The 15,432-nt window shown below is 70.3% G+C and carries 16 protein-coding genes; 6 read left to right on the top strand and 10 right to left on the bottom strand.

What is annotated here, in order from left to right:
- Positions 1 to 101 precede the first annotated feature (101 nt).
- The gene (locus ACYVF6_RS02710; RefSeq protein ID WP_460515336.1) at positions 102 to 2,039 is read left to right on the top strand and encodes a WD40 repeat domain-containing protein; all 1,938 of its coding nucleotides are present in this window, start codon (positions 102 to 104) and stop codon (positions 2,037 to 2,039) included.
- A gap of 77 nt (positions 2,040 to 2,116) precedes the next feature.
- Here ACYVF6_RS02710 and ACYVF6_RS02715 read toward each other — a convergent pair whose 3' ends face one another.
- On the bottom strand, positions 2,117 to 2,872 hold the full coding sequence (locus tag ACYVF6_RS02715) for a 2,3-diphosphoglycerate-dependent phosphoglycerate mutase (RefSeq protein WP_460515338.1): 756 nt from the start codon (positions 2,870 to 2,872) through the stop codon (positions 2,117 to 2,119).
- A 29-nt stretch (positions 2,873 to 2,901) separates the two neighbouring features.
- On the opposite strand from ACYVF6_RS02715, the gene ACYVF6_RS02720 reads away from it, so the two are divergent.
- Positions 2,902 to 3,342: a PaaI family thioesterase gene (locus tag ACYVF6_RS02720; protein WP_460515340.1), complete on the top strand. Its 441-nt coding sequence runs from the start codon at positions 2,902 to 2,904 to the stop codon at positions 3,340 to 3,342.
- Here the strand turns inward: ACYVF6_RS02720 and mshA are convergent.
- The 6 genes from mshA to ACYVF6_RS02750 form a co-directional block, all read right to left on the bottom strand.
- A complete protein-coding gene (mshA, locus tag ACYVF6_RS02725; protein ID WP_460515342.1) occupies positions 3,339 to 4,631 on the bottom strand; it encodes a D-inositol-3-phosphate glycosyltransferase in 1,293 nt (430 codons plus the stop codon). The two genes, ACYVF6_RS02720 and mshA, sit on opposite strands and share 4 nt — an antisense overlap.
- 68 nt (positions 4,632 to 4,699) lie before the next feature.
- Positions 4,700 to 5,206 carry a macro domain-containing protein gene (locus ACYVF6_RS02730; protein WP_460515343.1) on the bottom strand — a complete coding sequence of 169 codons (507 nt, stop codon included), beginning with the start codon at positions 5,204 to 5,206 and terminating at the stop codon, positions 4,700 to 4,702.
- Between the two features lie 10 nt (positions 5,207 to 5,216).
- Positions 5,217 to 5,642, bottom strand: a complete 426-nt coding sequence (locus ACYVF6_RS02735) for a hypothetical protein (RefSeq protein ID WP_460515345.1) — start codon at positions 5,640 to 5,642, stop codon at positions 5,217 to 5,219.
- The gene (locus ACYVF6_RS02740) at positions 5,639 to 6,121 is read right to left on the bottom strand and encodes a MarR family winged helix-turn-helix transcriptional regulator (RefSeq protein ID WP_460515346.1); all 483 of its coding nucleotides are present in this window, start codon (positions 6,119 to 6,121) and stop codon (positions 5,639 to 5,641) included. The genes ACYVF6_RS02735 and ACYVF6_RS02740 overlap by 4 nt, the downstream gene beginning before the upstream one ends.
- 20 nt (positions 6,122 to 6,141) lie before the next feature.
- Positions 6,142 to 7,533, bottom strand: a complete 1,392-nt coding sequence (locus ACYVF6_RS02745; protein WP_460515348.1) for a dihydrolipoyl dehydrogenase family protein — start codon at positions 7,531 to 7,533, stop codon at positions 6,142 to 6,144.
- A 61-nt stretch (positions 7,534 to 7,594) separates the two neighbouring features.
- Positions 7,595 to 8,680 carry a hypothetical protein gene (locus tag ACYVF6_RS02750; RefSeq protein ID WP_460515350.1) on the bottom strand — a complete coding sequence of 362 codons (1,086 nt, stop codon included), beginning with the start codon at positions 8,678 to 8,680 and terminating at the stop codon, positions 7,595 to 7,597.
- A gap of 106 nt (positions 8,681 to 8,786) precedes the next feature.
- On the opposite strand from ACYVF6_RS02750, the gene ACYVF6_RS02755 reads away from it, so the two are divergent.
- Positions 8,787 to 9,269 carry an HD domain-containing protein gene (locus ACYVF6_RS02755; protein WP_460515352.1) on the top strand — a complete coding sequence of 161 codons (483 nt, stop codon included), beginning with the start codon at positions 8,787 to 8,789 and terminating at the stop codon, positions 9,267 to 9,269.
- On the opposite strand, the gene mtnA is transcribed toward ACYVF6_RS02755, so the two are convergent.
- Positions 9,214 to 10,182, bottom strand: a complete 969-nt coding sequence (gene mtnA / locus ACYVF6_RS02760) for an S-methyl-5-thioribose-1-phosphate isomerase (protein WP_460515353.1) — start codon at positions 10,180 to 10,182, stop codon at positions 9,214 to 9,216. The two genes, ACYVF6_RS02755 and mtnA, sit on opposite strands and share 56 nt — an antisense overlap.
- A complete protein-coding gene (locus ACYVF6_RS02765) occupies positions 10,179 to 11,057 on the bottom strand; it encodes a methyltransferase (protein ID WP_460515355.1) in 879 nt (292 codons plus the stop codon). The genes mtnA and ACYVF6_RS02765 overlap by 4 nt, the downstream gene beginning before the upstream one ends.
- An 85-nt stretch (positions 11,058 to 11,142) precedes the next feature.
- Between ACYVF6_RS02765 and ACYVF6_RS02770 the strand changes: the two genes are divergently transcribed.
- The 3 genes from ACYVF6_RS02770 (at position 11,143) to ACYVF6_RS02780 (ending at position 14,786) form a co-directional block, all read left to right on the top strand.
- Complete coding sequence (locus tag ACYVF6_RS02770) at positions 11,143 to 12,468, top strand: sensor histidine kinase (RefSeq protein ID WP_460515357.1); 1,326 nt, start codon at positions 11,143 to 11,145, stop codon at positions 12,466 to 12,468.
- Positions 12,456 to 13,094, top strand: a complete 639-nt coding sequence (locus tag ACYVF6_RS02775; RefSeq protein WP_460515359.1) for a response regulator transcription factor — start codon at positions 12,456 to 12,458, stop codon at positions 13,092 to 13,094. The genes ACYVF6_RS02770 and ACYVF6_RS02775 overlap by 13 nt, the downstream gene beginning before the upstream one ends.
- A gap of 192 nt (positions 13,095 to 13,286) precedes the next feature.
- Positions 13,287 to 14,786: an ankyrin repeat domain-containing protein gene (locus tag ACYVF6_RS02780; protein WP_460515361.1), complete on the top strand. Its 1,500-nt coding sequence runs from the start codon at positions 13,287 to 13,289 to the stop codon at positions 14,784 to 14,786.
- A gap of 232 nt (positions 14,787 to 15,018) precedes the next feature.
- Here the strand turns inward: ACYVF6_RS02780 and ACYVF6_RS02785 are convergent, their stop codons facing one another.
- Entirely contained in the window at positions 15,019 to 15,291 is a 273-nt protein-coding gene (locus ACYVF6_RS02785; RefSeq protein ID WP_460515363.1) for a hypothetical protein, read from the bottom strand.
- Positions 15,292 to 15,432: the final 141 nt, after the last annotated feature.

The following is a 15,432-nucleotide window of genomic DNA, read 5'->3' on the forward strand; positions in this document are numbered from 1 at the left end:
TGGCGTCGGCCGCGGCCCGTCCCAAGTCATCGCGAAGTCAGGCTCTGGTCAGCTCTTCCGCTTAATCTCCTCCGCACAAGACACCTTCAAGTCTTGGAGGAATGGTGAAACTCGTACGCCGGGGGGCTTTGGTCGCGATATCAATTATCGCGACACTCCTGTCCTCCGCAATTCCGGCTGCGGCCGCAGCGCCCGATCTGGCGTGGACCGGCGGCGGCACGATCGGCATCCAGCAGGCAGTCGTTTCCCCTGATGGTCAGGTGTTGGCGACGGCGAGCCAGGACAACATGGTCAAGCTCTGGCGGACCTCCGACGGCAGCCTGATCCGGACCCTTGCAAGTCACGACGGATCGGTCTATTCCGTGGCGTTCTCACCGGACGGACGATTTCTGGCGTCGGCCGGAGAATTCGTCTTCGGCGACCCCTCCGGAAACGTCAAGCTATGGCGAGTGAGTGACGGGGCGTTTCTCGGCGACTTCGCCTCCCCGACGCCCAACCTCGTCTTCTCGATCGCGGTCTCACCCGACGGCACCTTGCTCGCCGCCGGCTACCAGAACGGTGCCGACGGTGGCGTGATCAACCTGTTCCGGATGAGCGACCGCTCGTTCGTGGCCAGTCTGGTCGGCCACACGGACTCGGTGTTCTCGGTGGCGTTCTCGCCGGACGGGCAGCGACTCGCCTCAGGGAGTGCCGACCAGACCGTGAAGGTCTGGAACGTACCGAGGCGGCTGCTGGAGCGCACGCTGACCGGACACACGTTCTTCGTCGGCTCGGTCGACTTCTCACCCGACGGCACGCTGCTCGCTTCGGGCAGCTGGGACCAGAGCGTACGTATCTGGCGGACGAGCGACTTCCGCCTGGTCCGTACGATCCCCAAGGCGAGCGAGGACCTGATCAGCTCGATCGACTTCTCCGGCGACAGCCAGACGCTCGCCGTCGGCGGCTTCGACAACGCGATCCGGCTGTTCCAGGTCAGCACCGGCAGATTGCTGATCACACTGGACGACAAGACCCAGGCGGGCGTCAGCAGCGTGGCGTTCGTCAGCAACCCCGCGGGCACCGCGCCAGGTGCGCTGGTGTCGGGCTCGTTCGACAGCCACGCCCGGATCTGGGACGTCGCGACCGGTGCCGTGAAGCTGACGTTCGGGAAACACACGGGAAGCGTTCGCTACGTGGAGTTCAGCCCGGACGGCTCGCTGCTCGCCTCCGCAAGCGACGACACGACGGCCCGGCTCTGGCGCGCCGGCGACGGCAAGGAGGTGGCGACGCTCGCCGAGCATCCGTACGGACTCAGCCAGGTCGCGTTCTCGCCGGACGGGGGTCTGCTTGCCACGGTCGACGGCAACCCCACACCTGGGGCCAGCCTGATCAAGATCTGGCGGACCGGCAGCACGGCATCGTCGCTCACGCTGCCCGGCCACAACCTCGGCACGACCGGCGTCGGTTTCGGCCCAGGCGGCCGGACGCTGATCACCACCGGCAACGATCGCGTGCTGCGGGTGTGGCGCGTCTCGGACGGCACGCTGCTCGCGACCAACTCGACCGGGCGCCCACAGGGGCTGGTGGAGATGTCGCCGGACAACACGGTGGCGGCGGTGCCGGGGCAGGGTGGCGTGCAGTTGTACGACGCGCTGACCGGTGCGCGGCTGCGGATCCTCGGCGGCGCCGCGACCTCGGAGAGCCCGCTGTCGTTCTCGCCGAACGGCAAGTTCCTGGCGATCGGCGTGCAGCAGTTCGGCGCCAACATCCAGGTCGTGAACGTCTCCGACGGCACGATCCAGACGCTGAAGGGCGATTCCGAGGGCTTCATGCAGGGGGTCGCGTTCACGGCCGACAGCGCGAAGGTGATCGCCGGCTCGGGGTTCTCGCGCCGGATCCAGATCTGGGATGTCGCGAGCGGCGACCCGCTGGTGACCTACGACCAGGAGACCGGCTGGGGACCGTTCGTCCGGCTGCCGATCAACACCTCGGCGGTGGGCTCGCTGTACGCCTATGGCCGGGGCGATGGGCCGGTGTCGGTCGCCAAGAACCCGTTCTGAGGTTCTGACCGCAAGGTGGTGGAGGTATCTCGGTCTCTCTCATATCGGGGCCGAGATACCTCCACCAGGTCGCGGGGTCAGCGGCCCTGGTTCTTGACCGCTTCGATCGAGGCCGCGGCGGCGTCGGGGTCGAGGTACTCCCCGCCGGCCTTCGCCGGACGCATCGACTCGTCCAGCTCGTACAGCAGCGGGATGCCGGTCGGGATGTTCAGCTTGACCACGGCCTCGTCGGACATGCCGTCGAGGTGCTTGACCAGCGCGCGCAGCGAGTTGCCGTGTGCGGCGACCACGACCGTCTTGCCGCCCCGCAGGTCGGGCACGATCGCGTCGTACCAGTACGGCAGCGCGCGGCCCAGCACGTCCTTCAGGCACTCGGTACGCGGCAGCAGCTCCGGCGGCAGGTCGGCGTAACGCCGGTCGCCGGCCTGGGAGAACTCCGAGCTGTCGTCCAGCGGCGGCGGAGGCGTGTCGTACGAACGACGCCAGATCATGAACTGCTCTTCGCCGAACTCCTGCAGCGTCTGCTTCTTGTCCTTGCCCTGCAACGCGCCGTAGTGCCGCTCGTTCAGCCGCCAGTTGCGCCGCACCGGCAGCCAGCCGAGATCGGCGGCGTCCAGCGCGATGTTCGCGGTCTGGATCGCGCGGCGGAGCACGGAGGTGTGCAGGACGTCGGGAGCCAGCCCGCGCTCGCGGATCAGCTCACCACCACGCCTGGCCTCGGCCTCGCCCTTGGCGGACAGGCTGACGTCGACCCAGCCGGTGAAGAGGTTCTTGGCGTTCCACTCACTCTCGCCGTGGCGGAGCAGGATCAGTCGGTACGGCGCACCAGTCATGGTCATGAAGCCTAAATAGACTTCCTGAGGTGTCCGACTCCGGCCTGCCTTCCGATCCTGCCGCGCTGCTCGCACTCGGGCGCGAGTTGCTCACCGCCCAGCCGTTCTCCGTGCTTGTGGGCGCGTCGCTCGACGTCTTCCAGCCAGGGCGTGCCGAGCTGTCGCTGCCGATCCGGCCGGAGCTCCTGCAGCAGCACGGCGGCGTCCACGGTGGAGTGCTCAGCTATCTCGCGGACAACGCGATGACGTTCGCCGGCGGATCGGTGCTGGGCGTCAACGTGGTCACCGCGGAATACAAGATCAACTACCTCCGGCAGGCGCGCTCCGGACTGCTCCGGGCGATCGCCCACGTCGAGTCGTCCGGCTCCCGGCTGGCCGTCACCCGCTGCGAGATCACCACGCCGGACGGCGACTCCGAACGTACGGTCGCCGTCGCGCAAGGCACGATCGCGACGGTCAGCCAGGCCTAGGCAACAATCGGCGGGCGGCCCAGTGCGGCCTGGGCGTCGGCGTAGACGTCGATCGTGCCGCGGGCGGTCGCCGCCCAGCCGAAGCCGCGCGCGTGCGCGATCGCCGCCCGGCCGTATGCCCGCAACCGTTCCGGTGCCGCCAGCAGGTCGCCCAGCACGCGGCCCCAGTGCTTCGGCTCGTGGCCGTCGACCAGTACGCCCGACACGCCGTCGCGTACCGCCGTCCGCAGCCCACCCGTCGCCGCCGCCACGACCGGAGTGCCGCAGGCCTGCGCCTCCAGCGCGACCAGCCCGAACGACTCGGAATAGGACGGCACGACCACGGCATCGGCCGCGCGGTACCACTGCGCAAGCTCCCCTTGACGTACGGGAGGCGACCAGACCACCAGGTCACCGACACCGAGCCTGCGGGCCAGCGTCGCCAGCGCGTGCGGCTCGGCGAGCCCCGATCCACTGAGCCCGCCCACGATCGCCAGCACGAGCCGGCGGCCGGACGCCCGAGCCGCCATCAGGTGCGGCAGCGCCCGGATCAGGACGTCCGGCGCCTTCAGCGGCTGGATCCGGCCGGCGAACACCAGCAGGTCCACCTCGCGCGGTACGCCGAGCCGGCGGCGCGCCTCGACCTGCTCACCGGGCGAGAAGACGTCGAGATCGACACCGGGGTTGACGGTCGCGACCCGGGTGGAGTCGGCGGAGTACGCCGTGATCAGCTCTCCGGCTTCCTCACCGGTGTTGGCGATCAGCCGGTCCGACCACGCGACGACCTCCTCCTCGGCACGGATCCGCGCTTCCGGCTCGGGCCGATCGCCCTTGGCCAGAAAGGCGTTCTTCACCTTCGCCATCGTGTGCATGGTGTGGACGAGCGGGATTCCCCAACGCCGCTTGGCGAGTACGCCCACCTGCCCGGACAGCCAGTAGTGCGAGTGGATGACGTCGTACCACCCGTGCTCGTGCGCGGCCTCGACCCGCAGCACCTCACCCGCGATGTTGCAGAGCTGGCCCTGCAGGTCGTACTTCGAGAGCCCTTCGAACGGGCCCGCCAGCACGTGCCGCACGCGTACGCCGTCGGACAGGTCGACGACCGGGGGCAACGTGCTCGATGTCGCCCGGGTGAAGATCTCCACCTGGACACCGAGGCCGGCCAACTGACGGGCCAGCTCGACGATGTAGACGTTCATGCCGCCGGCATCGCCGGTTCCAGGCTGATCGAGTGGTGACGTGTGCACGCTCAGCATCGCGACCCGGCGAGGCGTGAGCGAATTCCGTGCCCGATCCGGCCGCACTCGCATCCCTCCTGCGCGCTATGGGGTCCGCAACGTTCAACCACCTGAGCGCGCCCGGGCATTCCCGCGGAGGTCTATCCGACCTGCTCGGCGAACGCGGCGTAGACATCCGGCGTGAACAGTACGAACCGGGCTTCTGCCAGGTGGTAAGGCGTCTCTCGGACGGTCGACACAGCGATCCGGGCGGCGTCCACAACCGGCCAGCCGTAGACGCCGGCCGAGATCGCTGGGAACGCGACGGTCTCCGCCCCGAGGTCGTCGGCCACGCGCAGCGACTCGCGGTAACACGAAGCCAGCAACGCCGACCGGTCCTCCAATGTGCTGTAGACCGGGCCGACGGTGTGGATCACCCAGCGCGCCGGCAGCTTCCCCGCCGTGGTGGCGACGGCCTGGCCGGCCGGGGGCCCGCTGCCGTAGCGCGAGGCGCGCAGTTCGCGGCACTCCGCCAGGATCTCCGGCCCGCCCTTCCGGTGAATCGCTCCGTCGACGCCGCCACCGCCGAGCAGCGAGGAGTTGGCGGCGTTCACGATCGCGTCGACGGCCTGTTCGGTGATGTCGCCTTGGACGAGTGCGATCCGCATGCGTCCCAGGCTACGAAGCCGCGCGATCCGGGGCCTTCCGAGCCTTCCGATCGTTCCGAGGCAGCCAGAGCAGCAGGAGCGCGGCCGCGGCGAGCACGATGCCGATCGGGTTCAGCGGCGTCTGCTCGGACATCGCGGCCAGCGTCACGATCCCGCCGATCACGTTGTACGCCAGCAGAACCGTCGCGACGACGCGCACCCAGCGGCGCCCGGCCGGGAGCTTGACCGCGAGCAGGACGTAGAGCGCCGCCAGCAGGATGTGCACGCCGAGCGCGCCGGCGGCCGACCCCTCAGCCGCGTCCCTGGTCGGAGCGAACGCCTTGCCCGTGAAGCCGGCGACGGTCTCGTCCCAGTTGAGATAGAGCAGCACGGCGATCAGGACCTGGAACGCGGCCAGGGCGTAGAGGCACAGCGCCGCCCAGCGGATCCGGCTCATGTCGCACCTCGGAACCGCCATCGCGGAACGCTCCCCGGCTTCGGCTGCCGGCGCGCGGTGGCTCCGCGTTCGGACCAGTCCGTGGCCAGGCGCCACAGCAGCCGGGTGAGCTCCCGGAGGTCTGCCTCGTCCCAGTCCTGAACGACCTGCTCGAACGCCTCCAGCCCCGCGCGTTCCAGCTTGTCGAGCTCCTCCACGCCGGCCGCGGTGGCCAGGACCAGGCAGGTCCGCGCGTCGTCCGGATGGGGTTCGACGCTGACGTGACCCGCGTCCTCCAGCGCCTGGACGTGCCTGGTCACCGATGAGGGAGCCATGTCGAGCCGTTCGCCGATCTCGCTCGGCCGCAGCTTCTCGTTCGCGACCGACCGCAACACCCCGACCCGCGGCACGTCGAACGACCGCGCCATGCCGCGCTGGGCGTCGGACCCGAGCTCGAACGTCGCTCGGTTCAGGCCGCGTACGACATCCTTTCTTTCCATGAAAGAAAGGTATCAGTCGCCTAGTCGCCGTCGGTACGCGGGCTGAGGTCGCGCAGGGCGTCCTCGATCGCGCGGTGGAACGTCGGGTACGCGTAGATCATCTGCCGCAGCCGCTCGACCGGCACCTCGGCGTGCACTGCCACCACCAGCGCGCTCAGCACCTCGCCGCCCATCGGCCCGGCCGAGGTCGCGCCGACGAGCACTCCGCGTTCGGCGTCCGCGACGAGCTTGATCACACCGTCGTTGCCCGCCTTGTGGATCCAGCCGCGCGCGGACGACGGGATCTCCGCCACCCCGACCTCGATCTCGAGCCCTTCGTCGAGCGCCTGCGCCTCGGTGAGACCCACCGAGCCGACCTCCGGATCGGTGAACGTCACCCTCGGCACGGCGTGGTACTCCGCGGGCGGCCCCTCTTCGCCGAGAATCGAGCGCGCGGCGATCCCGGCCTGGTACATCGCGACGTGCGTGAACGCGCCGTGCCCGGTCACGTCGCCGACGGCCCAGAGCTTGTCGCCGGCCTGCAGCCGCTCGTCGACGGCCAGCGCGCGCACCTTCGGATCGAGGTCGACGGTCTCCAGCCCGAGCAGCTCGAGGTTGGGCTTACGGCCGGTCGCGACCAGCAACTGCTCTGCAGCCACGTCCATGCCGCCGCCGAGCGTCACGACGAAGCCCTTGAGGTTGTGACCGATCCGCTGCACGGGCACACCCGTGTGCACCGAGATGCCGTCGGCCTCCAGCGCCTTGTGGACCACCGCGGACGCCTCCGGCTCCTCCATCGGAAGCAGCCGCCGGTCGGCCTCGATGACCGTCACCGGCACCTCGTACCGCGCGAAGACCTGCGCGAGCTCGAGTCCGACCGCGCCGCCACCGAGCACGGTCAGCGACGCCGGCAGCGACTTGGCCTCGATCGCGTCGCGGTTGGTCCAGTACGGCGTGTCGGACAAGCCGTCGATCGAGGGGATCGCGGGCTCGGTGCCGACACCGATCACCACGCCACGCGAGGCTTCGTACGTGTCGTCGCCGACCTGGACGCGGACGTTGCCGTTCGACGCGCGGCCGGCCAGCCGGCCCCAGCCGCGGACGAACCGGCCGCCCTTGCCGGTGAATCGTTCGACGGCGACCTTGTCGTTCCAGTCGTCGGTCGCCTCGCTGCGGATCCGTGCCGCCACCTGCCGCCAGTCGGGTACGACCACCGGATGCCCGGCCACGCCCTCGACGCGGCGGCCCTCGGCGAGCAGGTTGCTCGCGCGGATCATCATCTTGCTGGGTACGCATCCCCAGTACGGACACTCGCCGCCAACCAACCGGCCCTCGACGCCGACCACTCGCAGGCCCGCGTCGGCCAGTTGACCGGCGACCGCCTCGCCGCCGACCCCCATCCCGACGACGACCACATCGACTTGTTCGACCATGGCCGCCCTTCCCGGTTAGGAACTATCCGATCAAGGTGCCCTGAACTGGGGCTTCCCAACCTCAACCGGTGATCACGTCCCCGTCTGCGACCAGCGACTTCAGCAGGTCGAGCTCGGCCGCGGTGGGTTCTGTCTCGTCGGACGGCTCCTCGTCCGTGTAGTAGATGACCGAGAACGCCAGGTCACCGTCGCGTACGAAGAAGATCGGGCCGTTCAGCTCGTCGTAGTAGACGTACGCCTCGTCACCGACACCGGCGACGCGCTTGCCCTCACCACGGAAGAACGCGCGCTCCCCGTCCACGGAGCCCTCCACGAACACCGTCACCTCGAGCATCGCTCCGTAGTAACCGGTGAACGTGCACGTGGTGTCGCTGCCAGGCGTCAGGAGCTGGCGGCCGCCGACCAGATCGACGCCGAGGAAGTCCTCGCCGCCGTCCAGCGGGATGGCCGCGCAGGTGTCGCCCAGTCGCATCGGCGTGATCCGCGGCTTGGCAGGCAACCGCCCGACCAGTTCCCGGGCGAGCGTGGTCAGGCGACGCTCCTCGGTGTCTGCCGGCGTGTCCTCCAGGTACTCCGTCAGCGACAGGAACGCCGACGCTGTTCGCACCTCGAGGATCAATGTCGACTCAGACTCGTCCTTGGTCACCCACGCTTCCTCGCCGAGTCCCGGAACGGCTCGCGGATCCTCGTCCTTGGTCGGCTCGAGCGCGCTGAGCCGCGGGCCGGTGAAGACGAGCACCTCGAGACCCTCCGTCCGCTGGGGGTAGTCCTCGTACAGGCACGACGTCCACCATCCCTCCTCGCCGCTCAGGATCCCGACGTTGCCGCCGGGGCCGGCGGACGCCCTGGTCGGCTGGAAGCGCGTGCCGAGCGTCATGTTGATGTCCTGGGTCCGCATCAGCTCGCACGGGTCGAGCTCGACCGGCTTGGCGTTCGCCGGCTGCTTGCCGGTGTCCGGCGGCTTCGCGCTGTCGGACGGCGTGGGCGCGGGCGTCAGGGCCCGGTTCAGCCATGCCCTCGACTCGAACGTCGGATGGCCGGCGACCGAGGCGTAGATCCCGACGGCGCCCAGCACCGCGATCTCGATCACGACAACGAACAGCACCGCGGTCCAGCCACGACTGCGTACAGGTTTCTCCCCACCCACGACGACCCCTCCCCAGAAACACGTCGTTGGAGGAAAGCGTAACTTCACGGCTGTCTGATGGTCATCTGTGTTACGTATGCTGCGAGATCAGCTTGGAGGCTGAGCGATGATCGACACGCTGGAGGCCGCCGACCGGCTCGCGGAGCGACTACACCAAGGCCAGGTCGACAAGGCCGGTGAGCCCTACATCGAGCATCCGCGTGGCGTCGCACGGTTGACGGCGCTGTTCGGCGGGACGCTCCACCAGCAGCTGGCCGCGCTGCTGCACGACGTCGTGGAAGACACCGGCTGCACGCTCGACGACCTGCGCGAGCTCGGCACACCCGAGCCGGTCGTTGAGCTCGTCGACGCACTGAGCAAACGGCCGGGCGAATCGCGCGACGACTACCTCGCCCGCGTCGTCGCCCATCCCGGCGCGATCCTGGTCAAGCGCGCCGACCTCGCCAGCAACTCCGACCCCGTACGCCTGGCCAAGCTGCCGGAAGACCTACGACTCGAGCTGGAACGGAAGTACGCCCACACGCTCGACGTACTCAACGCAGGATCCGCGCCTCCGTCACCACAGCCGTCACCAGATCGCTCGGAGTGACGTCGAACGCCGGGTTGTAGACAGCCGAGCCCTCCGGCGCCACGGGCGCACCGCCGAACGCCGTCACCTCGGCGGCCTCGCGTTGCTCGATCGGGATCGCGTCGCCTGTCGGCGTCTCTGGATCGAGCGTCGACTCCGGCGCGACCACGATGAACGGGACGCCGTGCCGGGCGGCCGCCAACGCGAGTGGGTACGTGCCGACCTTGTTGGCGACGTCACCGTTGGCGGCCACGCGGTCGGCACCGACCACCACGCAGTCGACAAGACCCTGCGCCAGCGCGGAGGCGGTCGCGCCGTCGGGACAGATGCGGTACGGCACACCGGCCTCGCGCAGCTCGTACGCCGTGATCCGGGACCCCTGCAGCAGCGGGCGGGTCTCGTCGACGAAGACCTCGCCGATCTCGCCGGACTCCTGGAGGTGCCAGACCACGCCGAGCGCCGTGCCCCAGCCGACCGTCGCCAGGTGGCCGGCGTTGCAGTGCGTCGAGAGGCGCAGCGGACGGTGTGGGCAGAGCTCGCGGATCAGGTCGGCCGCCCGGCGGGACGCCTGCTGGTTGACCCGCTCGTCCTCCGCCAGCAGCTCGCGCGCGAAGTCCAGGACGGCCTGCGGGCCGCGGTCGAGCCGCTCCAGCGCTCGTCGTACGCCCCAGGCGAGGTTGACGGCGGTGGGCCGCGCGGCGGCCAGGCGTTCGGCCTGCTCGCGGACGCTCTCGGGATCGGTGAGCGCGGCCAGCGCGACGCCGAGCGCTCCCGCCGCACCGAGAGCCGGCGCACCCCTGACCGCGAGCCGCCGGATCGCCGCGATCAGCTCGTCGACGCTGGTCAGGCGCAACGTCTGATACGTCGCCGGCAAGGCGCACTGGTCGATGATCACGATCGCGCCGTCGGCCCAGTCGATCGTCCGGTGCTTCACTTCTCCAGGATGCCAGTGTGAACGCTGCGGACGCTGAGGCTGAACAGGTCGTCGCGGCGGCCCAGCCAGTCCGGTCCGGTCTCGTCGAGCAGCCGTTCCCAGGCGGCCACGTCGTCCGCCGACAGCAGGCCGGTCTCGCGGATCCGGCCGGCGAACATGCCGAGCCGGGAGACGACCGCCTTCCGGTCCGCGTCGCCGAGCGGAGCGGGCTTCTCGAGCATGATGCTGACCGTCGTCACCTGCGTGAGCCCGGCCCTGCTCAGCGCGGTCGTCCAGCCGTACGGCATCCGTACGCTGCCGGGAAGCTCGGCGCGCATCCGGGCGAACCACGCGTCCTGTGCGGCGATCAGCCGCAGCTCCAGCCCGGGCTCGCCGACACCGGCGTCCCACGGCAGGTACTGCGAACGCAGGCCGCCCTCGGCCAGCGCCAGCCGGCCGCCGGGAGCCAGCAGCCCGGCCAGACCGTCAACCACCGCTTGCTGGTCACCGACGTGGTGCACGACGCCGGACGCCCACACGACGTCGGCCGGCTCGCCGAGCTCCTTGCCCAGCGCGACCGGGCCGGCCTCCAGGTCGAACTGCCGCAGCTCCACGCGGTCGTCGCCGAGGCCGGCGTTCGTGACGTTCTGCCGTGCGCTGGCCAGGATCTCGGCGTTGCCGTCGATCCCGATGACCCTCGCTCCCGGCGGCAGCGCGTCACCCAGCGCGATCGACATGCCCGCGCCGCCGCAGCCGATGTCGAGCGCGAGGCGGTCGCCCGGGCGCGCCAGGCCCGCCGCGACCTGGCGGTACCAGTCGGCGTCCTCTCGTGCGGCCGCCGCGAGCCGGTCGCGGAACTCGTCCCAGGCGATGACGTACGGATCGGAGTCGCTCATGTCTCAAAGATTAGGGACAGCCCTACTGGGGTTTCAGGGGTCGGCCCGATTGGGTTGTGTGGCGAGACCGCGTAGGTTCCTCAGCATGACCACCCCACCGCCATCGACGGCCAGGATCCGCACGCTGGCCCGCCGGCCGTGGATCATGAAGACGCTGCACCGGTCGTGGTACGCCGTGTCGGAGCTCCCGCTGGCCATCGTGCGGTTCGTGGTGCTGATCGTGCTGTTCTTCATCGGCATCGGGCTCTTCCTGATCGCACTGGGGTGGCCGGTGCTGGCTGCGTGCATGTACACCGCTCGGGGGTTCGCCGACGTCGACCGCGGGCGACTGTCGACCGTGCAGGGTTGGAGGGCGACCCGGCCGGCCTACCGCAGCGCCAAGGAGCGTCGTGGCATTCGAAAGCTGTTCGTCCCGATCGGGCAGGGGCAGAGCTGGGCCGACTGGGGGCACGGCGTGCTCGGGATCTTCCCGGCGATCTTCGCGTTCGCGATCACGATCGCGTGGTGGGCGGTCACAGTGGCCGGACTGACGGCGTTCGCGTACCAATGGGCGATCCACAAGTACGACAAGGACGCGACAGGGCTGGCCGAGCTGCTGGGCTACGGCAACACCGCGTTCGCCGAGGCCCTGCTGAACACGATCATCGGGCTGATCTTCCTGGTGACGCTGCCGGCCGTCGTACGCGGCACGGCCGCGCTGAACGCCAGCCTGGCCCGCTCGCTGCTCACCTCTGACCGGGTGGCGGAGCTGGAGTTCCGGGTGTCGGAGCTGACCGAGAGCCGCGACGCGGCGGTGTCCGCGGAGGCCGACGCGCTGCGCCGGATCGAGCGCGACATCCACGACGGGCCGCAGCAACGGCTGGTGCGGCTCGCGATGGACCTGTCGGCCGCGCAGCGCAAGATCGAGCGCGACCCGGAGGCCGTGAAGAGGCTGCTCGGCGACGCCGTACGCCAGACCCGGGAGACGCTCGACGAGCTGCGGGCGCTGTCTCGTGGCATCGCGCCACCGATTCTCGCCGATCGCGGGCTGCGTGCCGCGCTGGCTGCGGTGGCCGGCCGGTGTACGGTCCCGACCGAACTGTCGATCGACCTGACCGACGGCGAGCGACTACCGGCGGCGGTGGAGAACGCCGCCTACTTCGTGGTCGCGGAAGCGCTCACCAACGTCGCGAAGCACAGCGGCGCCAGCAACTGCCGGGTCGAGGTCTACCGTGCGGAGAGCTCTGAGCCGAGCATGGCGACGTTGCGCGTGATCGTCGCCGACAACGGCCTCGGCGGGGCCCACAACTCCAAAGGACACGGCCTGGCCGGACTCACCGACCGGGTACGCGGCATTGGTGGACACCTCGACGTCGAAAGCCCGCACGGCGGGCCGACCCTTCTCACAGCGGAGCTGCCATGCGCATCGTGATCGCCGAAGACAGTGTGTTGTTGCGGGAAGGCCTGGTCAGGCTCCTGGAAGAGTCCGACCACGAGGTGGTGGCGGCCGTCGACAACGGGCCGGCGCTGGTCGAGGCGATCGCTTCGCACCGGCCGGACGTGTCGGTCGTCGACGTCCGGATGCCGCCGACCCACACCGACGAAGGGCTGCGAGCCGCCATCGAGGCCCGGCGGCGGGTGCCTGCGGCGCCGATCCTCGTACTGTCGCAGTACGTCGAGGAGTCGTATGCCACTGACCTGCTGGCCGACAAGGCCGGCGCAGTGGGCTACCTGCTGAAGGACCGCGTGGTCGAGGTCGAGGAATTCCTCGACGGGCTGCGGCGGGTGGCCGGCGGCGGGACCGTGCTCGACCCCGAAGTGGTGTCGCAGCTGCTGGTCGCGCGCAGCGATCCGCTGTCGAAGCTGACACCGCGGGAGCGCGAGGTGCTGGGGCTGATGGCGGAGGGGCGGACGAACATCGCGATCGCGCAGAAGATGGTCGTCAGCGACGGTGCTGTGGAGAAGCACATCAGCAACATCTTCGCCAAGCTGGGGCTGGCACCGTCCGACTCCGACCACCGGCGGGTGATGGCTGTGCTGGCGTACCTGCGGCCCTGAGGTTCGCAAATACGTTCGAACTCCCTCTGGCATTTGCCCCAGATCTGGGCTAGGGTCGATCTCGGCTCCCCAGGAAGCCCCCGGTCCGCGGGAAGGGCACAGCCCACCTGATTCACCTGAAGCGAAATGGTTTGGCTCACGCCTCCTTTCGCCCGACGACGCGGACATCGGGCTCCTGGAAAGGAGGTCGGCATGCCGACCAACAAGCCCCTCCCAAATCGCCCTCGGCTCGATCAGCTGCGCCACCAGGCGAAGGCACTGCAGCGCGGTGTCCGTTCGGGCGAGTCCGAGGCTCTCGCGAGGATCGATGCGCGCTATCCCGGCTGCCTGTCCGGCGGCGTCGACACGTTCAGCCTGACCACGGCTCAGCTGGTCGTGGCGCGCGAATACGGCTTCGCGTCGTGGCCGAAGCTCAAGCACTACGTCGATGCCGTCACGACCTACCGCTGGGACGTCCTGCCGACCGAGCGGGAGCTGGCCGGCGAGTTCTGCTGGCTGGCCTGCCTCACCTACACCGGGCAGGACGCCCCGGAACGCTGGGCGCGGGCTCGTGCCGTGCTGGCGGAGCAGCCGACGCTCGCCGAACACGACATCTACGCCGCGGCGGCCGCAGGCGCGGCGTCGACGGTCGAGCGGCTGCTCGAGGCCGAGCCGACGCTGGCCCGACAGCGCGGCGGGCCGCATCGGTGGAGTCCGCTGTTCTATCTCGCCTACTCCCGGCTCGATCCGGACGCGCCCGCCGAGCCCGTGCTCCGATCGGCGCGGCTGCTGCTCGAGGCCGGGGCGGATCCCAACGAGGGCTACCTGTGGAACGGCCAGCCCTATGTCTTCACGCTGCTCACAGGCGCGTTCGGCGAAGGCGAGCAGGGACCCGTACGCCAGCCGCGACACCCGCACTCGCTCGCGCTGGCCCGGCTGTTGCTCGAGGCCGGCGCCAACCCGAACGACGACCAGTCGCTCTACAACCGCATGTTCCAGCCGGCCAACGACCACCTGGAGCTGCTGTTCGAGTTCGGCCTCGGCTCGGGCGACGGCGGCCCCTGGCACGAGCGCCTCGGCGATCTGCACGACACCCCGGGCGGCAAGCTCCGCTTCCAGCTGCGCTGGGCCATCGAGCACGGCTTCCTCGATCGCGTTCGCCTGCTGGCCGCCCACGACGTCTCCCTCAACGCCCGCTTCGACGACGGCTACCTCCCGAGCGAGCTGGCCGAGCTCAACGGCGAGGAGGCGATCGCCCAGTTCCTCAGCGAACAGGGCGCCACCCCACCCGAGGTCGACCCGGTCGACCAACTCCTGGCCGCCGCCCTCCGCGCCGACGCGGCGGCAGTGGAGGCCCTGCGCGCCGCCCACCCCGGCGTCCTCGAGTCGGCGATCTCCCGCCGTCCGGGCCTGATGTCCTGGGCCGCCAGCGCCCCTGGCCGCGAGCCTGTCGTCGAACTGCTGATGTCCCTGGGCTTCGACATCAACGCCTACGGCCGCGGCGACGCCCCGCGCCCAGGCGGCCGCGAAACCGCCCTCCACAACGCAGCCTCCCGCGGCGACGTCTCCCTCACCCGCAAGCTCCTAGCCCTCGGCGCCGACCCCAACATCCGCGACCTCGAGTTCAACGCCACCCCGCTCGGCTGGGCCCGCCACGAAAACCAACCCGAAACCACCACCCTCCTCACCCCCCTCACCACCGACGACACCTAATCCCGACCCGCCCCCTGCCGGGCCACCAGGCCGGCAGGGAGGAGCGGGCCGGCAGGGCGGATGGCGGCCTGCGGGTACGAGCCGTCGGGTACATGCCGTCAGCCACGATCGCCATCCGCCCACCCATCAGGTGGCGGCAACGCCATCGCATCCCCACCCAGCCACCACCCCAGCTGCCGCGCCGCCTACACCGAGAGACGGTGGCTCCGCCAGTCCAGCCGCCCCGGCCGCCTCATCCCCGCAGCTCCACCGCGCCGCCGTCTCGCTCCGCCATCCCCGCCACCCGACCCGGCTGCTGCGCCCACCACCCGGTCGCCGCCCGCCCGCCATCTCCACCCGCTCCACTCGCTCCGCCGCCCCCGTCACGCAGCCGCTCCACCAGCCCCGCCCGCACACCGCTATGCCATTCCCGCCACCCCGACCCACCTCTGCGCCCGGCGACCCGGGTCGCCGCTCCGCCGCCCTCGTCACGCAGCCGCTCCACCAGCCCCATCTCCGCCGCCACGCCATCTCCGCCCGCCTCGCTGGCTTGGCTCGCCAAGCCATCGAGCCAGCGGCCCACTCGACCGACTCCGAGCCCGCTCACCGACCCACTGCCTGTCCCCGTTGCCATCTCCCTCGCCGTCCCAAGCCCCGTCGCCTCCGC

This window comes from Flindersiella endophytica (assembly GCF_054779015.1).